Source organism: Shinella sp. NM-101 (assembly GCF_021401195.1).
Lineage (GTDB): Bacteria > Pseudomonadota > Alphaproteobacteria > Rhizobiales > Rhizobiaceae > Shinella.
The window spans coordinates 678899-701482 of the sequence record NZ_JACBFT010000001.1; the positions used below are offsets into that span (position 1 = coordinate 678899).

The 22584-nt window shown below is 65.0% G+C and carries 23 protein-coding genes and 1 tRNA gene; 5 read left to right on the forward strand and 19 right to left on the reverse strand.

What is annotated here, in order from left to right:
• Window positions 1-11: 11 nt before the first annotated feature.
• From L0976_RS03230 to L0976_RS03255, 6 genes are all read right to left on the reverse strand, one after another.
• Window positions 12-1178 (reverse strand): iron-containing alcohol dehydrogenase, encoded by a 1167-nt coding sequence (locus tag L0976_RS03230; protein ID WP_234186067.1) that lies wholly within the window; start codon window positions 1176-1178, stop codon window positions 12-14.
• A gap of 17 nt (window positions 1179-1195) precedes the next feature.
• On the reverse strand, window positions 1196-2032 hold the full coding sequence (locus L0976_RS03235; protein ID WP_203319451.1) for an ABC transporter permease: 837 nt from the start codon (window positions 2030-2032) through the stop codon (window positions 1196-1198).
• Entirely contained in the window at window positions 2029-2904 is an 876-nt protein-coding gene (locus L0976_RS03240; RefSeq protein ID WP_234186068.1) for an ABC transporter permease, read from the reverse strand. Before L0976_RS03240 ends, L0976_RS03235 begins: the two co-directional genes overlap by 4 nt.
• A gap of 2 nt (window positions 2905-2906) precedes the next feature.
• On the reverse strand, window positions 2907-4001 hold the full coding sequence (locus L0976_RS03245; protein ID WP_234186069.1) for an ABC transporter ATP-binding protein: 1095 nt from the start codon (window positions 3999-4001) through the stop codon (window positions 2907-2909).
• 80 nt (window positions 4002-4081) lie between these two features.
• Window positions 4082-5239, reverse strand: coding sequence for a PotD/PotF family extracellular solute-binding protein (locus L0976_RS03250; protein WP_234186070.1), 1158 nt, complete (start codon window positions 5237-5239; stop codon window positions 4082-4084).
• Window positions 5240-5278: 39 nt separating this feature from the next.
• Window positions 5279-6622: a glutamine synthetase family protein gene (locus L0976_RS03255; RefSeq protein ID WP_234186074.1), complete on the reverse strand. Its 1344-nt coding sequence runs from the start codon at window positions 6620-6622 to the stop codon at window positions 5279-5281.
• A gap of 127 nt (window positions 6623-6749) precedes the next feature.
• Between L0976_RS03255 and L0976_RS03260 the strand changes: the two genes are divergently transcribed.
• Window positions 6750-7541, forward strand: a complete 792-nt coding sequence (locus tag L0976_RS03260) for a helix-turn-helix transcriptional regulator (protein ID WP_234186076.1) — start codon at window positions 6750-6752, stop codon at window positions 7539-7541.
• Between the two features lie 60 nt (window positions 7542-7601).
• Here L0976_RS03260 and L0976_RS03265 read toward each other — a convergent pair.
• Window positions 7602-7677: transfer RNA gene (locus L0976_RS03265), tRNA-Ile, on the reverse strand.
• A gap of 156 nt (window positions 7678-7833) precedes the next feature.
• Here L0976_RS03265 and L0976_RS03270 point away from each other — a divergent pair.
• Window positions 7834-8589, forward strand: a complete 756-nt coding sequence (locus tag L0976_RS03270) for an SIMPL domain-containing protein (protein WP_234186077.1) — start codon at window positions 7834-7836, stop codon at window positions 8587-8589.
• 199 nt (window positions 8590-8788) lie between these two features.
• Here the strand turns inward: L0976_RS03270 and L0976_RS03275 are convergent, their stop codons facing one another.
• From L0976_RS03275 to L0976_RS03290, 5 genes are all read right to left on the reverse strand, one after another.
• Entirely contained in the window at window positions 8789-9211 is a 423-nt protein-coding gene (locus L0976_RS03275; protein WP_203319466.1) for a hypothetical protein, read from the reverse strand.
• 111 nt (window positions 9212-9322) lie between these two features.
• A complete protein-coding gene (locus L0976_RS03280) occupies window positions 9323-9673 on the reverse strand; it encodes a nuclear transport factor 2 family protein (protein WP_203319467.1) in 351 nt (116 codons plus the stop codon).
• Between the two features lie 57 nt (window positions 9674-9730).
• Window positions 9731-10153 carry a secondary thiamine-phosphate synthase enzyme YjbQ gene (locus L0976_RS03285; RefSeq protein WP_234186078.1) on the reverse strand — a complete coding sequence of 141 codons (423 nt, stop codon included), beginning with the start codon at window positions 10151-10153 and terminating at the stop codon, window positions 9731-9733.
• 10 nt (window positions 10154-10163) lie between these two features.
• Window positions 10164-10289, reverse strand: coding sequence for a hypothetical protein (locus tag L0976_RS28610; protein WP_255620075.1), 126 nt, complete (start codon window positions 10287-10289; stop codon window positions 10164-10166).
• Window positions 10290-10341: 52 nt separating this feature from the next.
• Window positions 10342-10695 (reverse strand): DUF1428 domain-containing protein, encoded by a 354-nt coding sequence (locus L0976_RS03290; RefSeq protein WP_234186079.1) that lies wholly within the window; start codon window positions 10693-10695, stop codon window positions 10342-10344.
• Between the two features lie 163 nt (window positions 10696-10858).
• Between L0976_RS03290 and L0976_RS03295 the strand changes: the two genes are divergently transcribed.
• Window positions 10859-12505 carry an alpha/beta-hydrolase family protein gene (locus L0976_RS03295; RefSeq protein WP_234186080.1) on the forward strand — a complete coding sequence of 549 codons (1647 nt, stop codon included), beginning with the start codon at window positions 10859-10861 and terminating at the stop codon, window positions 12503-12505.
• Between the two features lie 230 nt (window positions 12506-12735).
• Here L0976_RS03295 and L0976_RS03300 read toward each other — a convergent pair whose 3' ends face one another.
• On the reverse strand, window positions 12736-13842 hold the full coding sequence (locus L0976_RS03300; protein WP_234186081.1) for an ABC transporter substrate-binding protein: 1107 nt from the start codon (window positions 13840-13842) through the stop codon (window positions 12736-12738).
• Between the two features lie 300 nt (window positions 13843-14142).
• Here L0976_RS03300 and L0976_RS03305 point away from each other — a divergent pair, with 300 nt between their 5' ends.
• Window positions 14143-14715 (forward strand): hypothetical protein, encoded by a 573-nt coding sequence (locus tag L0976_RS03305; RefSeq protein WP_234186082.1) that lies wholly within the window; start codon window positions 14143-14145, stop codon window positions 14713-14715.
• A gap of 231 nt (window positions 14716-14946) precedes the next feature.
• On the opposite strand, the gene rpoD is transcribed toward L0976_RS03305, so the two are convergent.
• The 6 genes from rpoD to L0976_RS03335 form a co-directional block, all read right to left on the reverse strand.
• Entirely contained in the window at window positions 14947-16998 is a 2052-nt protein-coding gene (rpoD, locus tag L0976_RS03310; RefSeq protein WP_203319472.1) for an RNA polymerase sigma factor RpoD, read from the reverse strand.
• Window positions 16999-17400: 402 nt separating this feature from the next.
• Complete coding sequence (locus L0976_RS03315; protein WP_234186083.1) at window positions 17401-17748, reverse strand: GFA family protein; 348 nt, start codon at window positions 17746-17748, stop codon at window positions 17401-17403.
• Window positions 17749-17818: 70 nt separating this feature from the next.
• Window positions 17819-18856 (reverse strand): L-threonine 3-dehydrogenase, encoded by a 1038-nt coding sequence (tdh, locus tag L0976_RS03320; protein ID WP_234186084.1) that lies wholly within the window; start codon window positions 18854-18856, stop codon window positions 17819-17821.
• 33 nt (window positions 18857-18889) lie between these two features.
• Window positions 18890-20077, reverse strand: a complete 1188-nt coding sequence (locus tag L0976_RS03325) for a glycine C-acetyltransferase (protein WP_234186085.1) — start codon at window positions 20075-20077, stop codon at window positions 18890-18892.
• 49 nt (window positions 20078-20126) lie between these two features.
• A complete protein-coding gene (locus L0976_RS03330; RefSeq protein ID WP_234186086.1) occupies window positions 20127-20582 on the reverse strand; it encodes a GFA family protein in 456 nt (151 codons plus the stop codon).
• Between the two features lie 118 nt (window positions 20583-20700).
• Complete coding sequence (locus L0976_RS03335; RefSeq protein WP_234186087.1) at window positions 20701-21429, reverse strand: bifunctional 2-polyprenyl-6-hydroxyphenol methylase/3-demethylubiquinol 3-O-methyltransferase UbiG; 729 nt, start codon at window positions 21427-21429, stop codon at window positions 20701-20703.
• 124 nt (window positions 21430-21553) lie between these two features.
• Here L0976_RS03335 and L0976_RS03340 point away from each other — a divergent pair, with 124 nt between their 5' ends.
• Complete coding sequence (locus L0976_RS03340) at window positions 21554-22324, forward strand: SDR family oxidoreductase (RefSeq protein ID WP_234186089.1); 771 nt, start codon at window positions 21554-21556, stop codon at window positions 22322-22324.
• Window positions 22325-22584 lie beyond the last annotated feature (260 nt).

Genomic DNA, 22584 nt, shown 5'->3' on the forward strand with positions numbered 1-22584 from the left:
GGGACCAGGTTTCACCCCATCGCCGCGGCAAGAATCCGCCGGACACCCGGTTCGTCCAGCTTCACCGGGTTTCCTCCCGCGCAGGGGTCGAGAAGGCTCATCTCGGCCACCTTCCCGATGTCGACATTCACCAACCCCATGCCCGACAGCTTTTCCGGGATGGACAGGTCCTTGCGCAGGTCCAGGATCCAGTTCAGGACGCCTTCCGGATCCTTGCGCGGAAGGTCGATGACGCGGGCCAGCAATCCGAGTTTATCGGCGATGGCCGGCGTGTTGAATTCGACCACATAGGGCATGAGCACGGCGTTCAAGAGGCCATGATGGGCATCGTGGAGGGCGCCGAGCGGATGGGCGAGCGCGTGGATGGCGCCCAGCCCCTTCTGCAGGGCGACGCAGCCCATGCCGGAGGCGATCAGCATCTGGCCGCGCGCTTCGAGATTGCCGCCGTCGTGCGTGGCGACCGGCAGCCACTTGTGGATCAGCCGCAGCGCATTGAGCGCGATGCCTTCCGCCATCGGGTGGAAGGATGGCGCGCTCAGCGCCTCCAGCGCATGCGACAGCGCGTCCATGCCCGTGGCGGCGGTGATATGCGCCGGCAGGCCGGTGGTGAGCTCGGGGTCCATGATCACGATGTCGGGCATCATGCGCGGATGGAACACGATGACCTTGCGCTTTTCCGCTTCATGCGTGATCACCGAGGAGCGGCCGAGTTCAGAGCCGGTGCCCGCCGTGGTGGGGATGGCGATGACCGGCACGAGGCCGGCGGTGTTCGCGCGCTTCCAGTTGTCGCCGATATCCTCCAGATCCCACATGGGGATGGTCTGGCGGGCCATGAAGGCGATCGCCTTGGCCGCATCCAGCGCGCTGCCGCCGCCGATCGCCACGACCAGATCGTGGTTCCCGGCGCGAAACGCCTCGACGCCCTCGGCGACATTGCCGCCGGTGGGATTGGGCTTGACGTTCCAGAAGAGTTCGACGCCGAGGCCCGCGCTCTTCAGCGCTTCCAGCGTGCGCTGCACGGGATAGAGGTCCTTCAGCCCGGCATCGGTGACGACGAGCGGACGGCTGGCGCCAAGTTCCCGCACCATGTCGCCGAGGCCGGCGATGCGGCCGTTGCCGAAGCGCACGGCGGTGGGGAAGCTCCAGTTGCTGGTGACGGCGGGCGTGTCGATGGACATGGTGCGGACCTTGCTTGTCAGGAGGTGGAAATGCCGGAAGCCTGCCGCCTCAGCGCGCGGCGGCGCAGGACTTCGGCGACGATGACCAGCAGGAAGGCCGGCACGAGATTGATGGTGGCGAGCGCCGGATAGATCGGCGAGGAACCGACGGCGATGCCACTATAGACGAAGATCGGCAGCGTGCGCGCCGTGCCCGCGAGCGAATAGGAAACGTAGAAATTTCCCCAGGAGAGCAGGAACGAGAAGATGGCGGCGGAGAAAATGCCGGGCCACAGCAGCGGGAAGGTGATTTCGCGAAACACCTCCCAACCGCTCGCGCCGGCATCGCGCGCGGCATCCTCCAGCGTCTCGTCGAAGCCATAGACCTGCACCGCCACGACGACGAGGGCGAAGGGCGTGATGTAGACGACATGGCCGATGATGACGGTGACGAGCCCGGTCGAGAAGCCGAGCCAGCTACCCAGCACAGAGAACCACAACAGCATGACCACGCCGAGCAGCAACTGCGGAAACAGCAGCGGCGCGAAGGTGAGCCCCCGGAACGCACCCTGCAGGCGGAAGCGATACCGGATCCAGGCGACCGCGCCGGCAGTGCCGAGCACCGTTGCGAAGACGGTCGAGACCATGGCGACGGCTGCGGAGTTCACGACGGCGGGCAGGAAGTCCGGCTTGTTGAAGAGTTCGCCGTACCATTGCAGGGAGAAGCCTTCGATGGGCAGCGTCAGCACGCGGCTGGATGTGAAGGAGAAGGCGACCAGCGTGGCGATCGGCGCATAGAAGAACACCAGGAGCAGGACGACCGTGCCGACCAGCATCGTATCGACGAGTGCATTGCGCATGCGTTGCGACATCATGCGGGCCTTTCCGTGGTGGACGTGCGGCGAAGGGCGAAGGCTGCGCAGGCGGCGAGCATCAACGCGCCGATGGCAATCAGCACCACGGTGAGCGCCGCGCCGAGCGGCCAGTTCACGCGTGTCTCGAAGCTCTGGCGGATCAGTTCGGACGCGAGCGGAGACGTGCCGCCGCCGAGCACCTTGGGCTCCAGGAAGGCGCCGAGGCTCAGCACGAAGACCAGCACGGCGCCGGAATAGAGCCCCGGCAGCGACAACGGCAGCGTCACCTCGAAAAAGGTCCGGATGCGCGAGGCCCCGGCATCGTAGGCCGCCAGAACGAGGTCGCGATCGATGCGCACCAGCGAGAGGTAGATCGTGAACATCGGATAGGCGACGAGATTGTAGACCATGCCGATCATCGTCCCGGCAGGCGTGAACAGCAGGTTCAGCATCTCCGGCGGGAAACCCGCATGCATCAGCAGCCAGTTGGCGACGCCGTTCTTGTCGAGGATGAGGATCCAGCCGAAGGTCTTGAGCACGGCATCGGTCAGGAAGGCGAAGATGATGAGGATCTGGATCTGCGTCTTGAAGGTCTTCAGCCGCGTCGCCAGCGCATAGGCGGCGGGAAAGGCGATCAGCACAGTGAGCACGACGCAGATCAGCGCCATCGTCACCGTGCGTATCATGATCGTCCAGTAATGCGGCTTGGAGAAGACCTCGGTCCACACTTTCAGGTCCCAGGTCCAGACGAGGCGGTAGAATTGCGTCGTCTGGAAGGTCAGCACCACGGTCATCAGGAGCGGCACGACGAAGAACGCGACCATGACCAGCGCGAGCGGCGCGACGGTGGCGACGAGAACCGGGTCGTTCCAGGATTTGCGCTCGATCCTCATGCTCACTCCGACAGCAGGAAGGCTTGGACGGGATCGAAACCGATCCGCACCGCCTCGCCGACGACGGCCGGCAGCACGATCGATCCGGGAAGGTCCATGATGACGGCGGCATCGAGCCCGCGGACGCGGATGCGGTACTGCGTGGACGCCCCCTTGATGAAATATTCCTCCACCTGCCCGTCCAGCAGCCATTCGCCCGGGGCCGCGTCCCCCTTCACGAAGCGGATGGTTTCCGGCCGCACGAGAAGCGCGGTGCCCTTCGCCGACAGCGACGGCGATACGTGCTCGGGCGCGATGATCGTTTGCCCGGCGGCGACCAGCGGCGAAGCGACCTCCATCCCGCCACCGGCGGCGGTTGCGGTCACGGGGAGGAAATTGGTCTCGCCGATGAAGCCCGCGACGAACATGTTGGCGGGACGATAGTAGATGTCGGCGGGCGTTCCGACCTGCACGACATGTCCCCCGCGCATCACGCAGATCCGGTCCGCCAGCATCATCGCCTCTTCGAGGTCGTGGGTGACGAGGACGAAGCTCGTGCCGATCTCGCGATGCAGCTTCTTGAGCTCCGCCTGAAGGGATTTCTTGAGCTTGGCGTCGAGCGCGCTCATCGGCTCGTCGAGCAGGAGCACGCCCGGCCGGGACACCAGGGCGCGGGCCAATGCCACGCGCTGCTGCTCGCCGCCGGAAAGCTGCGCGGGATAGCGTTCCAGGTACTCCGGCTTGAGATGCATCAGGTCGAGCATCGCGCGAATGCGGCCACCGGCCTCCGCCTTCCCGACCTTCTGGAGCTTCAGGGAGAAGCCGATATTCTCGGCAACCGTCTTGTGCGGGAAGAGCGCGAGCTTCTGGAACACCATGCGCGTGGGGCGGCTTGCGGCCGGCACGCCGCGCATGTCCCTGCCCTGGATCTCAAGACGACCGCCCGTCGGCTCCTCGAAGCCCGCAAGGATCTTCAGGAGCGTCGTCTTTCCGCAGCCGGACGGGCCGACGAGCGCGACGAATTCGCCGGTGCCGATCTGCAGCGAGACGCCGTGAAGCGCACGCACCGCTCCATAGTCCTTGACGATACCGGACGCGTCGATGATGGGGCTGGCCAAGCTCGGTTTCCTTGATGTCTGGAATGGGTATGGACAGGCCTGCCCCTTCGGGCGGCCTGTCGTCTTGCTTTCACGCGAAATCAGCGCGCGGCGAGTTCTTCCTGCCAGATCGCCAGCATGTCGTCGATGTTCGGCGCCACGGTGTGGAACTGGCTGTTGTCCCAGGCGGTCCACATGTAGTCCACCTGCAGGGCCTTCTTCTCCTCTTCGGAGAACAGGGCCTCGGTCTTGCTGTTCGGCACCAGGTTGCAGGTCGCCTCGGTGATCGCAAGCTGTTTCGCCACCTCCGGCGAGACGATGTACTTCAGGAAGTCGGCCGCGATCTGCGAGTTCTTGCCGTTGTCGATCAGGCCGGTCGCCTCCATCCAGATGATGCCCTGCTTCAGGCCGTTCTTCGGCTCGGGAACGATGGACTGGATGTAGTCGTGCCCCTTCATGCGAAGGGCCGAGGTGGCATAGGTGCCGCCGCCGATGAGCGCGCGGAAGGAGCCGTCGATCAGCCCCTTCTGGGCGACCGCCAGATCGGCGACGATGGCGCGCGTGTTCTTGAAGGCGGCCCGCAGGACCTTGCGGACCTCTTCGAGCGCGGCCTCGTCGAGCTCCTCATAGGGGTTCACGCCGGCATAGAGCGCAAGCGGCATGATCGGCCAGTCGCCCCAGTCGAGCAGGCAGATCTTGTCCTTGTAGGCGCTGTCGAAGACCGGCGCATAGCTCGACCAGGTCTCGAGCTTGTCGAACTTGGTGTTGACGGTCGGGCCGACCCAGCCCCAGCGGGTCGGAAGGCCGGTCGCCTTGCCCTCGAAGGCGAGCGGCGCGAAGGGGGCGCGGAACTGCGGATAGAATTCGGCGAACTGGTCGGCGAAATCCGCCTCGTCGATATAGCGGCAGAACCCGGCCGGCCCCATGCGCTGGATCCAGGGGCTGTCGGATGAGACGAGGTCGAAATCGCGCGAGGCGCCCGCGGCGAGCTTGGCAAAGCCGCCGGCGGAGTCGGTGATCAGGTCGACCGAGATCGACGCGTCCTTCGCCTTCTGGAAGGGCTCAAGGATGCTGGGAGCGTTATAGCCTTCCCAGCACATGTAGTTGAGGCTTTCGGCCGCCGCGGCGTCGCGCCGCGATGCCATGAAGCCGCTGCCGGCGGCGGCAAGGCCGAGGCCGAGGCCCCCCATGCCCTTGAGTACGGACCGGCGCTTCATCGCGCCGATGCTTGAACTGATGTCTGCTGTTCCCTTTTTCATTTTTTCTTCCTCTCTTTTGTCATTCATTGGGGCGTGGCATCAGACCACGCCGAGATAGCGCCTGATCTCCCATTCGCTCACCTGTCTCTGGTACTGCGCATGCTCGACCTCCCGGCTTTCGGCGAAGCTGTCGACGAAATCGTCGCCGAAGAGTTCCCGCGCCTTGCTGCTCGCGCGCAGCCGGGCGGCCGCCTCATGGAGGTCGCGCGGGAAGACCGCTTCCGGCGCCGGCCGGGACGCATAGAAATCCTCGGCGCTGCCCTCCGGCGGTTCTATACCCTCGCGCATACCGGCAAGCCCGGCGCCCAGCATCATCGCCAGCGCCAGATAGGGGTTGGTATCGGCGGACGGCACGCGGAATTCGATGCGCGTGCTCTCGGGCTGGTCGTTGACGACGCGCACGGCGGCGGTGCGGTTCTGTACGCCCCAGTTGGCCGCCGTCGGCGCCCAGGCGCCCGGCACGAGGCGTTTGTAGGCGTTGACGGTGGACGAACACATGGCCAGGAATTCCGGCATGAACCTGAGGAGCCCCCCCAGGAAATGCCGTGCCGCCCGGCTCAGGCCGTCGGGCGCGGAAGGATCGGAAAACACCGGATTGCCGTCGCGGTCGCGCAGCGACAGGTGAAGGTGGCCTGACTGCCCCGACAGTTTCGGCGAAAGCTTCGACATGAAGCTCACCGTCTTGCCGTTGCGGGCGAAATAGGCGCGGGCAAAGTTCTTGAACAGGAATGCATCGTCCGCCGCCTTGATGCCCCTGGCATGATAGAGCGGCGCCTCGAAGCAGCCGGGGCCGAGCTCGGTATGGATGGCATCGAGCTTCACGCCCATCGCGTCCATCGTCTGCTCGAGGCCGGCAAGCAGGTCGCCGTGAAGCGCCGACGTCTGGAGCGAATAGGTCCGGTTGCCCTGCGCGAAATGCGTGAGATCGCGATACTGCTTCGCCCGCATGCTTTCCGCCGTCTCGTCGAACACGAAGAACTCGAATTCGAACGCCGCATGGACGTCGAAGCCGAGGTCGGCGGCCCTGTCCATCTGCGCGAGGCAGACGTTGCGCGGGGACCGGCGGCCGAATTCGCCTTCGAAATCGGCAAGGCACAGCGCCATGTCGTCCGCGAAGGGATACTTGCGTATCGTATCGGCATGGAGCTTGGCCGGCCGGTCGATGAACGAGCCGTCGCGATAGGTGCTTTCCGCAATGTCCCAGAAATAGAGAACCTCGCAGAACGGATAGCCGTCCCTGGCCAGCTTCACCGCCTTTTCGGCGGAAACCAGCTTGTCGCGGAATTCACCTTCCGGGTCCACCATGCCGATATGCACCGAACGGGCGCCGATCTCCTGAAGCTTCGTCTCGAAGGTTTCGCTTGATTTTTGTGATTTCGACATGACTTGTTCCCAGCATTGCGGTTAGCCTACGGCCGGGTGCCGTGGCATGGAAATATCCCCGCGGGGATAGAAGATGCCTGCCGCGTTCCGCACACGGATTTCCGCAGCACGGGGGAAAGGGCAGGCATTGGACCAGGGATTCGGGGCTTGGAACAGCGCGGTGGCGGCGGCCGTGGAGGCCATCGGCACCAGCGCCTTTGGCAAGCGCCTGGATGCCGCGCTGGCGACCATCATCGATTTCGACATCCTGATGGTCTTCGCCTATCGCGGCGCTGAAAAGCCGGTCTGCTGCTACCACAACATGGATGCGACGCGGGCCCAGACGATCGTCGAAGCCTACATTGCCGGCCCCTACCTGCTCGACCCCTTCTATGGCGCGGCCATGGACACCAGGGGCTCGGCCATACGCCGGCTGAAGGACATGGCCCCGGACCACTTCTACAGTTCCGAATATTACCGGCGGCACTATGTCCTGACCGGCATCCGCGACGAGGTCGGCATCGTGTGCCGGACGCCGAACTGGACCGGCATCGTCATAAGTTTCACCCGCCCCGTCGCCTCGCCCGCCTTCGGCCGGCGGGATCTCTCGCTGATCCGCGGCGCCGAGCCGCTGCTGCGCACCATCTGCGAGCGGCACTGGGGCGTTACCGGCAGCGATCCCGTCGCCGCCGATCCGATCCCCGGCCACGACCCCATCAACGACACCCTGAACAGAATGACCAACGGCGTCCTCACCCCGCGCGAGGTCGAGGTCACGTCCTTGGTCCTGCGCGGCCACTCCAACGCCTCGATCGCCACGGCCCTCAAGATCACCCCGGGCACCGTGAAGATCCACCGCAAGAACATCCACCACAAACTGAAGATCTCCAGCCAGGCCGAGCTCTTCGGATTGTTCATACGACAGCTATCCTCGAACTGATCCGAGCAAGAGGCTGATTTGCCTGCTGTCTATTCCAATGCTCTTGATTTTAAGCAAGAATGGTGGGCCCGGAGGGACTCGAACCCCCAACCAAGCGGTTATGAGCCGCCGGCTCTAACCATTGAGCTACAGGCCCGAACCGGCCGGGTGGCCGGGGTCGTCGGTCAATGGCGGCCGACGGTGGGTAAGCGTCTAGACGAAATCGGTCTTTCTCACAAGCGTTGCCGTATTCTCTACACAATAGCGCGCGAAGAACGCGGCAAGGGACACAACCATCAGGAGATATTTCAACATGTTTCACGGAAGCTTCGGCCGCCGCACCGGCGCCAGCCTCGTTGCCCTCTCGCTCGCGCTCGCCGCCGCCGCTCCGATGGCCGCACGGGCCGAGGATACGGCGAAGCCGCGCGAATCGACCATCATCGTCACCGGCGAGGGCACGTCCGAAATGGCTCCCGACATGGCGCTGATCGATCTCGGCGTCGTCAAGGATGCAAAGACCGCCCGCGAGGCGCTCGACGCCAACAACAAGGCCATGGCCGAAGTCCTCGCCGCGCTGAAGGAAGCCGGCATCGAGGAGCGCGACCTGCAGACCTCCGGCTTCGCCATCAACCCGCAGTACCAGTATCCGCAGAGCTCGACGGGCGAGAACCCGCCGCCGGTGCTCACCGGCTTCCAGGTCACCAATACGGTGACGCTGCGCGTGCGCGACCTCTCCAAGCTCGGCGAGATCCTCGACAAGGCCGTGACGCTCGGCGCCAACCAGGGTGGCGGCATCCGCTTCACCAACGACAAGCCGGACACCGCCGTCAGCGCCGCGCGCAAGAAGGCCGTCGAGAACGCTATCGCCAAGGCGAAGGAACTGACGGCCGCCGCCGGCGTCGGCCTCGGCCGCGTGCTGGAAATCTCGGAAACCAGCTACCGCGCCGAGCCCATGCCGATGATGCGCGCCGTCGCCAAGGATTACGCCGCCGCCGGCTCCGTGCCGATGGCGACCGGCGAGAACAGCTATTCCGTCGTCGTCAACGTGACCTTCGCGCTCGACAAGTGAGCGGACACGCAACGCACATGACAAGAAAAGGGCCGGGAAACCGGCCCTTTTTTCTGCCTTGAAAAATGCGTTGCCGCCAATGCCCCTCAAAACGCGAAAACCCTCCCGGTGGAACCGGGAGGGTAGCCATCCACCGGCCGGGGGTGACCGCCGGACAGCATTACCGATCGGGGCGTGCCGGCCTTGGCAGGCTCCGTCCTTAACGCCACATGGCCGGGCAGCCGCGGTCGTTCGCGAAGACGATGCGGCGGTAGTCGCCGTGGCGGAAGCCCTCGACCACGACGCGGCGCGGCGACATGTCGACGATGCGGGCGCGGCGCAGGCCGAAATCGCGTGCCTTGGCGATCGCCAGTTCCGGCGAGCAACGGCCGCGACGGCCCCATTCGCCCGGGCGGCGGTCGGGACGACGGTCATCCCAGCGATCACCGCGGTCACGGCGACCGCGGAAGTCCTCGCGCTCCCAGCCGCCATCATAATCCTGCACCTGCAGGAAGCCGTTGCGGTAGCCGACAGGCTCTACGGTTATGCTGAGGCCCGCGGCGGAGGCAGCCGGAACGGAGGCGGTCAGGGCGCCGAGGCCGAGGGCCGCAGCGAGAAACATCTTTTTCACAGTGGTCGTCATGGAAGGATCTCCTGTTCGTTCCGACCGGTCGGTTCTGTCCGGCGATTGAGGAAACCATAAAGCCGCGCATCTGAACGCAGCCCGAATCCGCCGTTCAGCCTGCGTTCAACTTCATGAACCGGAAAACACGGAAAAGCGCGTGATGACACCATCCTCCAGTTCGAGGAGAATCACCTTCTCCTTCGAATAGGAGGCGCCGCCGGCCGACGCGCCGCGGGCCGTCACGCGGATCGCGACATTGTTGCCGAGCGCATCGCTCATCACCAGCGCGTCGCCATAGCTCTCGTCGGAAGCCTGGAAATGGCGGGCGAGCCGCTCGCGCAGCGCCTCGCGGCCGTTATCGCTGCCCTCGCCGATGCCGGAGATGGCGACGTCCTCGTCCACCCGGGCGGCGAGCGCGGCGAAGTCGCGGGCATTCAATGCCTCGATGACGGCGTGGTTGATGCTTTCCGTGTCAGCCATGGACCTCTCCTCTCGCTGGACCGCCCCAGAAACGTTCCTTCGTGCGAACCGGTTCCGTCAAGGACCGAGATGCAGCACGATTTCGCGACGGTGCGGCCGGTCGCGATGCTCGAAGAGGTAGAGCCCCTGCCAGGCGCCGAGCGCCAGCCGCCCGCCCATGACCGGAATGCCGATCGAGACCTGCGTCAGCGCCGCCTTGATATGGGCGGGCATGTCGTCCGGCCCTTCCAGGGTGTGCACGATCCAGCCCATGGACGGATCGTCGGACGGCGGCACGAGACGGCGGAAGAAGCGGTCGAGGTCGCGCCGGACATCCGGATCGGCATTTTCCTGGATGAGCAGCGAGCAGGAGGTGTGGCGGACGAAGACCGTGAGCAGGCCCGCCTCCACTCCGGCAGCGCGCACGAAACCTTCGGCCTCGCGGGTGAACTCGTAGAGCCCCTGCCCGCGGGTCGGGATGGAGAGGATCGTCTGCGCCATCGGCGGCGGCTCAGCCGATCGCCCAGAACACCGTGCCGACGATCACGATGAAGGCGAGGATGACGCCCATGAAGCGTGCGAGGCCCGCATTGGTATCGGTCGTGGTGCCGACGATGGCGTAATAGAGGTCCTTCACGGCAAGTCCTTTCTTCCGGTATCGCCCGCGTGATAGCGCAACCGGCCGCCGCTCACAACTCGAGGAAGGCCTGGAAGCCGCCATAGATCATGCGCTTGCCATCGAAGACGTCCTTCCAGTCGTCGCCCTGCAGGCGCGCGTCGGCCATGACCTTGGCAAGGATCGCGTCACGCTGCGCGCGCGATTCGTAGGTGATCCAGGAAAAGATCACGATCTCGTCGTCGCTCGCCTGCACGGCGCGGGGAAACGAGGTAAGCTCGCCATAGGGCACGTCGTCGCCCACGCATTCCACATAGTCTATCGCGCCATGTTCCTTCCACACCGCGCCCGCGGTGCGCGCCATCGCCTTGTAGGCCTCGAGATTGGCCTTCGGCACAGCCAGCAGAAATCCGTCGACATAGGTCATGACCGTCTCCTTCCTGGTTCGGACATGACAAGGACGTGTGTCACCGCGCCGATCCGACAAGGGGCAGGTTTGTTTGCCGGGCGCGCGGCAATGCCGGGTTGCGCCGCTCCGGCCGGCATGCAAGTTTGCGCCCACAAGGCAGGAAACGGAATGGAGATCGGCCGTGCGGGATTGGTTCTGGCGTGTTGTCCTCTCCTTCTCCGCCACGGGGCTGATCCTCGGCACGCTTCTCTTCGCCGCCTCGCTGACGCCGAGCCTCCTGCCGCGAACCTATGTCACGCAGGGCCTGCTTTCCGGCGTCGCCATGGCCTGCGGCTACGGCCTCGGCGTGCTGCTCTCCGCCCTGTGGTTCTGGCTGGAGCTGCCGGAACCGAAGGACCGCAAGCGCCTGGCGCTCAAGGCGCTTGCGGGCGGGGCCTGCGGCGTCGTGGTGCTCGTCTTCCTGTGGCGCACGGCCGAATGGCAGAACTCCATCCGCACGCTGATGCATCTGCCGCCGATCGAGACGGCGCATCCGTTCTATGTCGGGCTCATCGCGCTGGGCGTCTTCCTCGTCCTGCTCGGGCTCGGGCGGCTCTTCGCCCTGTCCGTCCGGCTCTTCGCCAGCACCTCGCGGCGGGCGGCCCCGCGCCGGCTGTCCTATGTCATCGGCACGGCGCTTGCCGCGACGCTGTTCTGGACGCTGGCCGACGGCGTTCTCGTGCGCTTCATCCTGCATACGGCCGATTCCTCCTTCCAGCGGCTCGACCAAGTGATCGAGCCGGATACGGCCGAGCCCGTCGATCCGCTGAAATCGGGCAGCAGCGCCTCTCTGGTGCGCTGGGACGACCTCGGCCGCATGGGCCGCTTCTTCGTGGCGAGCGGGCCGGCCGCCGCTGACATCGCCGCGTTCACCGGCAAGCCGGCCATGGAGCCGCTGCGCGTCTATGCCGGACTGAACGCCGCCGAGACACCCGAGGAACGCGCCAGGATCGCGCTCGACGAGCTCATCCGCGTCGGCGGCTTCGAGCGATCGACGCTGCTGGTGATCATGCCGACCGGCACCGGCTGGGTCGATCCCGAAGGCATCGACACGGTCGAGTACCTGCACCACGGCGACATCGCGAGCGTCGCCATCCAGTACTCCTATCTCGCAAGCTGGCTCTCGCTGCTGGCCGAGCCCGATTACGGGGCGGAGGCCGCGCGCGCGCTCTTCCACGCCGTCTACGGCCACTGGACGAAACTGCCCAGGGAGCACCGGCCGAAGCTCTACCTCTACGGCCTCAGCCTCGGCGCGCTCTCCTCCGAGCAGTCGGCCGAACTCTTCGAGGTGATCGGCGATCCCTACCAGGGCGCGCTCTGGGCCGGACCGCCCTTCCCCAGCCGCATCTGGCGCAAGATGACGGCGGACCGCGATCCCGGCACGCCCGCCTGGCTGCCGCGCTTCCGCGACGGCTCCTATGTGCGCTTCACCAGCCAGCGCGACGCCCTGCCCGAGGCAGGCGACCATTGGGGGCCGATGCGCATCGTCTACCTGCAATATGCCAGCGACCCGATCGTCTTCTACGATCCCTATTCCTTCTATCGCCAACCCGCCTGGATGGCGGTGCCGCGCGGGCCGGACGTCTCGCCGGACTTCCAGTGGTACCCCGTCGTCACCTTCCTGCAACTGACGCTCGACATGGCGATGGCGACGACGACGCCCATGGGGCTCGGGCACGTCTATGCCGGCGAGCACTATATCGATCCGTGGATCGCGGTGACGGATGTGACGGACTGGAGCGCAGCGGATGTCGCGCGGCTGAAGGAGAAGTTCCGAGCGGGGCGGTAAGGGACGGCCCCTCATCCGCCTGCCGGCACCTTCTCTCCGCAAGCGGGAGAAGGGACATGTGGGACCGTTGCATTCTTCCCCATCGGTCCGATTTGCAGGAACCGGCCCGGCATTCCCCTTCTCCCCGCCTGCGAGGAGAAGGTCGCGGCAGCGCGATAAGGGGCAGCCCTCCCCCTCAAACGAAAACGCCGGGGCAAAGCCCCGGCGTCCGCATTCGAATGACGACGACCTTACTCGGCCGCGACGATCTTGCCGTCTTCCCACTTGAAGAGCGAGAAGCTCTGCGAGGTGAGGTCGCCCGTTTCGCCGTAGGTCAGCTTGCCGATGGCGGTCGGGATGGCCTCGCCCGACTTGAGGGCCGTTGCGACCGCGGCTGCATCGTCCGCGCTGCCGACCTTCTCGATGCCGGCCTTCAGAACCTCGACGGCGGCATAGGCGTTGAGCGTGAAGGCTTCCGGCGGAATGCCCTTCTCCTTGAGCACGGCGACGGCCGCCTGCGAGTCGGGGCTCTTCAGCGCGTCGGACGCGTTGGTGAAGAGCGTACCGGCCGAAGCGTCGTTGCCGATCGCCCAGTATTCGCTGTTGGAGAGGCCTTCGCCGCCGATGATCGTGGCGCTGACCGACATGTCCTTCAACTGGCGGGCGAGCAGGCCACCTTCCGGATGGTAGCCGCCGAAGTAGATGACCTCGACGCCCTCGGACTTGAGGCGCGTGACAAGCGCGCTGAAGTCCTTGTCGCCGGGCGTGACGGAATCGTAGAGCACCTCGTTGACGCCGCCCTTGTTGAGCGCCGCCTTGAACGCGTCGGCAAGCCCCTTGCCGTAGGCGCCCTTGTCGTGGACGATGGCGACCTTCTTGTCCTTCAGGTTCGCCAGCACGTAGGTAGCGGCGACTTCGGCCTGCTGGTCGTCACGGCCGCAGGTGCGCAGAACGTTGGTGAGGCCGCGGGCGGTGAGATCGGGCGCGGTCGCGGTCGGGGTGACCATCAGGATGCCGTTCTCGGCCAGCACGTCGGAAGCCGGGATAGCAACGCCTGACGTGACCGGGCCGACGACGAAATGAATGCCTTCACCGACGATCTGGTTGGCGGCCGAAACGCCCTGCTTGGGCTCGCCAGCATCGTCCGTCAGCTTCAGCACGACCTTTTCGCCGAGGATGCCGCCGTTCTTGTTGATCTGGTCGACGGCCGCTTCCGCGCCGTTCTTCACCTGGTCGCCATAGGCGGCAACGGGGCCGGTGAGCGGGGCGATGAGGCCGATGACGATATCGGCATGGGCGAGCGGCGCAAAGGCGACGGAGGCCGCAAGGAAGGCTCCGGCGAAAATCTGCTTCTTCATGGTTCTCTCCTCAACTGGGGCCGCCAGGGGCCCGGTCGCAAGCCATCCTGCGCCCGGACGGCGCAGGCCGTGTCCGATGGCAGGACGGGGGTACTTTCACGCTCCGGAACAATCGTGCGCGAAGGCCCGGCGTGCTGTGGATTGATTAGGCCGGCAGGGCAAAAAGCGCAACAAAATAATGCAATTGCACCTTTACCGGGCGGTTTGGACGCATCCTTCCGAGGGATGCGCTGCAATTGAATCAAAACGGATTGTTAAGATTTACCATTTATAAACATCCGGAAATTTTGAGGATCCACGATGCGTTGCGTATTGATCGTCGTCCTCCTGCTGCTCGCCGGATGTGCGTCCGTCCCCCGACAGACGCAGAATGCCTGCGCCATCTTCGAGCAGCGCGACGGCTACTTCGATAACTGGCGGAAAGCCGCCTATAGCGTGGAGCGCGAATACGGCGTTCCCGTCCCCGTGCTGATGGCGACGGTCTATGCGGAGTCCGGCTTCCGGCACAACGCCCGCCCGCCGCGCACCAAGCTCTTCGGCTTCATTCCCTGGAAGCGCCAGTCGACGGCGCTCGGCTTCTCGCAGGCGCTCGACGGCACCTGGGCGCGCTACAAGCGCGAGACCGGCCGCTGGTCGGCAAGCCGCACCGATTTCCGCGACGCGATCCGCTTCATCGGCTGGTATCACACGGAGAGCAACCGCCGGAACGGCATCGCCCTCAACGATACCTACCGGCTCTACATCGCCTATTACCACGGCCACACCGGCTACCAGCGCGGCAACTGGAGCGCGACGGCAAGGGCGGGCGCCAAGCGGGCGACGACCATGGCCGGCAACTATGCGCGGCAATTGCAGAGCTGCGGTGGGTGGTAGGGGGCTGCGGCAGTTTTCCAACCGCGAAGCCTTGTCCGCTACCGGCACATCCCCTCCACCGTCATGCTCGGACTTGTCCAGAGTATCCGCAACGTCTCATTTTCCGATATGCTGGCAGATCCTCGGCACGAGGCCGAGGATGACGACAGTGGATTGGGAAAGCGCGCTCCAACAAACAAAAAGCCCCGCGACCTTTCGGTTTCGCGGGGCTTTTTCCGTCTCTTCGCCGCCTCAGCTGTCGAGGAACGAGCGCAGCTTGCGGCTGCGGCTCGGGTGCTTGAGCTTGCGCAGCGCCTTCGCCTCGATCTGGCGGATACGTTCGCGGGTGACCGAGAACTGCTGGCCGACTTCCTCCAGCGTGTGGTCCGTGTTCATGCCGATGCCGAAGCGCATGCGCAGGACGCGCTCCTCGCGCGGCGTCAGCGAGGCGAGAACGCGGGTCGTCGTCTCGCGCAGGTTCGCCTGGATGGCGGCGTCGATCGGCAGCAGCGCGTTCTTGTCCTCGATGAAATCGCCGAGGTGGCTGTCTTCTTCATCACCGACCGGCGTTTCCAGCGAGATCGGCTCCTTGGCGATCTTCAGGACCTTGCGGACCTTCTCGAGCGGCATGGCGAGCTTTTCGGCCAGCTCCTCCGGCGTCGGCTCGCGGCCGATCTCGTGCAGCATCTGGCGCGAGGTGCGGACGATCTTGTTGATCGTCTCGATCATGTGCACCGGAATGCGGATCGTGCGGGCCTGGTCGGCGATCGAGCGGGTGATCGCCTGCCGGATCCACCACGTCGCGTAGGTGGAGAACTTGTAGCCGCGGCGATACTCGAACTTGTCGACCGCCTTCATCAGGCCGATATTGCCTTCCTGGATGAGGTCGAGGAACTGTAGGCCGCGGTTCGTGTACTTCTTGGCAATCGAGATCACGAGACGGAGATTGGCTTCCACCATCTCCTTCTTGGCGATGCGCGCCTCGCGCTCGCCCTTCTGCACCATATGCACGATGCGGCGGAACTCCGAGATGGAGATGCCGGTCTCGGTGGCCAGATTCTGGATCTCCTGGCGGATGTCGCGGATCGTCGTGTTCTCGCTCTTGGCGAATTCCTTCCAGCCGCGGGCCGCAAGGTTGGCGATCGACTTCATCCAGTTCGGATCGAGCTCCGCACCGTTGTACTGCTCGAGGAACGAGTCGCGCTTGACGCCGTAGCTCTCGGCAAGGCGCAACAGGCGGCCCTCGTTCTGCACGAGGCGCTTGTTGATGTCGTAGAGCTGCTCGACGAGGCTGTCGACGCGGTTCTGGTTGAGCGACAGCGACTTGACGGCCGTGATCAGCTCGTCCTTGAGCTCCTTGTAGCGGCGCTCCTGGGCGGGCGAGAGGGTGCCGGTCGCCTGCAGGCGGGCTTCCACCTGCTGGTCCTGCAGCTTGCGCAGCTTCTTGTAGGTCTCGGCGATGGTGTCGAGCGTCTCCATGACCTGCGGGCGCAGTTCCGCTTCCATGGCGGCGAGCGAGAGGTTCGACTCGTCGTCGTCCTCTTCCTCCTCCTCCGGCGGCAGGCCCTCGCCGCCGACATTGGTGATGTCGTCGTCGTTGGCCGCACGGGGCTTGCGGTTCTTTTCCTTCTCCTCGGCCGCCTTGCGGTCGGCCTCGATCTTTTCCGGGCTCTGGAACTGCGGGGCAGCCTTAGCCTCGGGACCGGAATAGGTGGTCTCGAGATCGATGATCTCGCGCAGCAGCGTCTGGCCTTCGTTGAGTTCATCCCGCCAGATGATGATGGCCTGGAACGTCAGCGGGCTCTCACAGAGGCCGGCGATCATCGTCTCGCGGCCGGCTTCGATGCGCTTGGCGATGGCGATCTCGCCCTCGCGCGACAGGAGCTCGACGGAGCCCATCTCGCGCAGGTACATGCGCACCGGGTCGTCCGTGCGGTCCGTCGGTTCCTTCTTCTTGGCGGTCGCAAGCGCGGTGCCGCCGGAAGAGGCAAGCTCCCCGCCTTCGCTCTCGTTCTCGTCGTCGCCGCCTTCGTCCTCGCCCTGGGCCGCCTCTTCGGCGTCCTCGTCCTCGATGACGTTGATGCCCATGTCCGAAAGCATGGCCATCGTATCTTCGATCTGCTCCGAGGTGACTTCCTCGGACGGCAGGACGGAGTTCAGCTCATCCATCGTGACATAGCCGCGCTTCTTGGCGGCCTTGATCATCTTCTTGACGGCATCATCGGAAAGATCGAGAAGAGGGCCGTCGGATGCGCCTTCGCGTTCGTTTTCGACTTCCTCGTTCTCTTTTACCTTTGTCGCCATATTATTTCGTCGCTTTCCTGAGCATCAGTTTCCAAGCGGTCGGGGTTCCGCAGCCGATCGCCCTTCGGCATGCGCAAACGCGAATCAGCGTCCCTGACCTAACGGATTGACAATTAAATCCCGATTAACCACGCCCCGGCCCGCGGGATCGTGGGAATGTTGCCGAAGCAACATAATTGACATGCCTTCCCGATCCGCCGTACCCATTCCTTCTCAGCCAACCATGGTGATTCCCAGAATTTTCGGTTACGTCAAGCTTTTCCGGCAAAAAAGGCGGAAAAGGTTCCGATTCGGGTTCGCGGACGTGAAAGTCGGCGGATCCGGGCGATTGAGCCTCATGTAGGGGCAAATCCCGGAAAGACAAGGGCACGCGCCCGGCGCCTCTCACCCGAATCACCCGCCTCAGAACGAGCGCCCGTCCACCTTGTCGATCGTCAATGTTTCAAGATCGACCGCGGGGATGCAGCGCAGGTTCACCGCCGCCATCCTGTTGCCCTTCGGATCGCTCCCCTCGCCATAGGGCGCGATGCCGCAACTGGCGCAGAAATGATGCTTTATGACATGGCGGTTGAACGTGTAGGTCGAGACGTTCTCCTCCGGCACCGTCAGCCGCAGGTTCTCGCGCGGCACGAAGGCCAGCAGCCCGCCGCGCCGCCGGCACAGGGAACAGTTGCAGTCGAGCGCGGAGGTGAACTCGCCCTCCACCTCGAAGGCGACATTGCCGCAATGACAGCTTCCCTCGTACTTCATACGCAGTCCTCCTTTTGTTCAGACGCATGCCGTTGCCGCAAAACCGCTGCACACTTTTGCGCGGCATGCATCAATACCAGTCCATGACGACCTTTCCGGAATTGCCCGAGCGCATCGCCTCGAAGCCGTCCCGGAAGTCGTCGATCTTGATGCGGTGGGTGATGATCGGCGAAAGGTCGAGCCCGCCCTGCACGAAGGCGATCATCTTGTACCAGGTCTCGAACATCTCGCGCCCGTAGATGCCCTTCAGCGTCAGCATCTTGAAGATCACCTTGTTCCAGTCGATGCCGAATCCATCAGGCGCGATGCCGAGGATGGCGATCTTGCCGCCATTGTTCATCGTGTCGATCATCGAGCGGAAGGCCGGCGGCGCGCCGGACATTTCGAGGCCGACGTCGAAGCCTTCCGTCATGCCGATCTCCGTCATGACGGTGGCGAGGTCCTCCTTCGAGGCGTCGACCACATGGTCGATGCCGACCTTGCGGGCAAGGTCGAGACGGACGGGGTTGATGTCGGTGATGACGACCTTGCGCGCGCCGGAGCGCTTCGCCACCATCGCCCCCATGATGCCGATCGGCCCCGCGCCGGTGACGAGCACGTCCTCGCCGACGAGGTCGAAGGAGAGCGCCGTGTGCACGGCATTGCCGAAGGGGTCGAAGATCGCCGCCACCTCGTCCGGCACGTCGTCCGGGATCGGCACGACATTGTGCTCGGGAATGCACACGAACTCGCCGAAGGAGCCCGGCCGGTTGACGCCGACACCCTTGGTATAATGGCAGAGATGCCCGCGCCCGGCGCGGCAGTTGCGGCACTTGCCGCAGACGATATGCCCCTCGCCCGACACCCTTTCGCCGACATGGTACTTGGTGACGGAAGAGCCGATCTCGGCGATCTCGCCGACGAATTCGTGGCCGACGACCATCGGCACCGGAATGGTCTTCTGCGCCCAGTGGTCCCAGTTCCAGATATGCACGTCCGTGCCGCAGATGGCCGACTTCCTGACCCGGATCAGCACGTCGTTCGGGCCGACCTCCGGCACCGGCACGGTCTCCATCCAGAGGCCGATTTCAGGTTTCGCTTTAACCAGCGCACGCATCATGTTCGACATGACGAAATCTCCGCAAGGGATTCAGAAGACTCTTCAAATGACGCCCAGTTCGCGTCCGACCTCGGCGAAGACGTCAATCGCCTTGCGAACATCCGCCTCGCTGTGCGCCGCCGACATCTGGGTGCGGATGCGCGCCTGCCCGCGCGGCACGACGGGGAAGGAGAAGCCGATGACATAGACGCCCTTTTCCAGCATGCGGCTCGCCATCTCCTGCGCAAGGCTCGCATCGCCCAGCATGACGGGGATGATCGGATGCCCCTCGCCCGCAAGCGTGAAGCCGAGCTTCGTCATCTCCGCGCGGAAGAGATCGGCATTGGCATAGAGCCGTTTCCTGAGTGCATCGCCATTGTCGATGAGGTCGAAGACCTTCAGCGAGGCGGCCGCGATGACCGGGGCGAGCGTATTGGAGAAGAGATAGGGCCGCGAGCGCTGGCGCAGCCATTCGATCACCTCGCGCCTGCCCGACGTATAGCCGCCCGAAGCGCCGCCGAGCGCCTTGCCAAGCGTGCCGGTGATGATATCGACCCGGCCTTCCACGCCGCAATGCTCCGCCGAGCCACGCCCATGCCTGCCGACGAAACCGACGGCATGGCTGTCGTCCACCATGACCATCGCGCCGTATTTTTCCGCAAGGTCGCAGACGCCCTCAAGATTGGCGATGATGCCGTCCATCGAGAAGACGCCGTCCGTCGCGATCATCTTGAAGCGGCTGCCTTCCGCCTTCTTCAGTTCTTCTTCCAGTGCAGCCATGTCGTTGTTGGCATAGCGGAAGCGCTTCGCCTTGGAGAGCCGCACGCCGTCGATGATCGAGGCATGATTCAACGCATCGGAGATGATGGCGTCCTCCTCGGAAAGCAGCGTCTCGAACAGGCCGCCATTGGCATCGAAGCAGGAAGAATAGAGGATCGTGTCCTCCAGCCCGAGGAAGGCGGAGATGCGCGCCTCCAGTTGCTTGTGCTCCTCCTGCGTGCCGCAGATGAAGCGCACGGAGGCCATGCCGTAGCCGTAGCGGTCGAGCGCCTTCTTGCCGGCCTCGGCGAGTTCCTCGTTGTCGGCAAGGCCGAGATAGTTGTTGGCGCAGAAGTTCAGCACGCGCTCACCCGAGGTCACGGTGATCTCGCCCGCCTGCTTGGAGGCGATGACGCGCTCGGACTTGTAGAGGCCGGCGGACTTCAGACCGGCGATTTCGGATTGCAGATGGGCGATGAAGGCGGAAGTCATGGGCACGCACTCACGGCTGGAAGGGACGGTCGAATCGAAGGGCGGCAGCTCAAGCCGCGCGCGCCGCATAGGCGGCGACGAGCGTCTCGTAGTCCTCCATCGGCGGGAATTTCTCGTAGCTGTGCACGGCGCCGGTCGCGGCGAAGGCGAGCTTCTCGCTGGTATAGGTTTCGATGAAGGGCTGGAACCAGCCGGTATCGTCGAGCATGGTCGGCCGCACATTGACGAAGAAATCCATCCCCGCCGGCCGCGTGAACATCCAGGTCATGCAATCGGGACAGAAATGATGCCCCGCCTCGCGGCTGGCGCCGGCGACGACCGGCTCGCCCGCCGTGACGGCAAAGCCCTCCGAGGGAATCGCCGCGCTCAGCGAATAGGCGCTGGCCGACATGCGCTGGCAGCCGGTGCAATGGCAGGCCATGGTCAGGAGAGGCGACGCGCTGATACGGATCTTCACCCGCCCGCAACGGCAGGCTCCGTCAAGCGGCAAGGTCGGTTGCTTCATGGGCTCGGCTTCCCCCCGGATAAGCGCCGGCTTGTCTTGTTATCGTAGCGCCGGCGAATGGCTCCACGGCATAGTTCTAGCGCAGCCGCAGCCGGCGTAAAGGGCCGTCGTCCCGTTTTCAGGGCCGCTCGCAGGCAATCAGCAGGAACATCGGGCGGTTGAGCTCCACCTGCCATTCGGGATGCGCGACAAGCTGCGCCTCGCTCGGCTTCCACTCCTCGACATGGCGGATGACGAAGCCCGCGGCGATGAGCGCATTCAGCGTCGTGCCGAGGGTGCGGTGATGCTTGACGACGCCCTTGGCGAGCCAGTCCGTCGTGCGCGGACCCTCGACGAGATAGAAATCCACCGGCCAAACCGTGCGGCCGTCGACCTCCGCCCAGTCGGGCACCGAGGGGGCCATGTAGAGCGGGTGCTCGATGGTGAAGACGAAGGACGACCCCGGCACCAGCGCCGCATGGATCGTGCGCACCAGCCGGTCGAAACCCGCGATATAATGGAAGGCGAGCGAGGAATAGGCGAAGTCGAAGGCGCCCTCCGGCAATTCGAGCCGGTCGAGATCGGCGGTCTCGTAGCGCACGGCCGGCGATTGCGTTTCCGCCTTCGCGCGCGCCAGCATGTTTTCCGAAAGATCGAGGGCGAGCACGCTTTTCGCCCCCTCCGAGGCGGCATGGCGCGCGAACCAGCCGAAGCCGCAGCCGAGATCGACGACGCGCCGGCCCGCAAGATCGGGCAGCAGCGCGCGCACCGATTCCCATTCCGCCGCGCCCGCAAGCCCGTGGACCGAGCGGGGAAGGCTGGAATAGCCCTCGAAGAAGGCGGGCTGGTCGTAGATGTTCTGGGCCATGGCGAAATCCTTTCCGCCGCGGACATAGCGCCTTTTCGGCAAAGGACAAACCCCGCCATCGCGCCTGCCGGGGTTGACAGAAGCGCTCCGCCTCTGTCCGGTGGCGCCACGAAAGGAAGCGACGATGACGATATTGGACAGGTTTTCCCAGAAAGGCCGCGTGGCCCTCGTCACCGGCGCCGGGCGCGGCCTCGGCTTCGAAATCGCCAGCGGCCTCGCCGAGGCCGGCGCGCATGTCGTGCTGACGGGCCGGACGGCCGCGGCGCTCGACGAGGCGGTGAAAGCAATCGCTGCTGCCGGCGGCAGCGCCTCCTCCGCCGCCTTCGACATCGCCGACCGCGCCGCCCAGCGCGAAACCCTCGCCGACATCGAGCGCCGGCACGGGCGGCTGGACGTGCTGGTCAACAATGTCGGCGCGCGCGACCGCCGGCCGCTCTCCGAAATGGAGGATGCGGCCATCGACGCGCTCCTCCTCACCGACCTTGCCGCCGCCGCCAGCCTCTCGCGCGACGCGGCCGCGATCATGAAACGGCACGGCCATGGCCGCCTTATCTCGGTCACCTCGATCAACGGCCATGTCGCGCTGCCGAACGACGGCATCTATCCCGCCGCCAAGCACGGCCTCACCGGCCTGATGCGTGGCATGGCGGTGGAATACGGCCCCTTCGGCATCACCAGCAACGCCATCGCCCCCGGCTGGTTCGCGACGGAAACCAATGCCGCGATGGCCGCCGACGACGAGCTGACGCCCTTCGTGCGCCAGCGCATTCCCGTCCAGCGCTGGGCGCGTCCCGACGAGATCGCCGGCGCCGCCCTCTTCCTCGCCAGCGACGCCGCCTCCTTCGTCAACGGCCATGTGCTGGTGGTGGATGGTGGGATGACGGTGCGGATGTAGGCAAAAGCCCCTCATCCGGCCTGCCGGCCACCTTCTCCCCGTAAACGGGGCGAAGGGGATTTGCCGCGCCGGTTTCCTCAGTCATTGCCAGCCCCTTCTCACTGCTTGCGGGGAGGCTATCGATTTTGAAGGAGGCCGTTTCCCCATCTCCCTTCTCCCCAGCGGGGAGAAGGTGCCGGCAGGCGGATGAGGGGAACGCCGAAGGCAGGAAAAATCACCAGCTTTATTCGACATACCCCCTCATCCGACCCTTCGGGCCA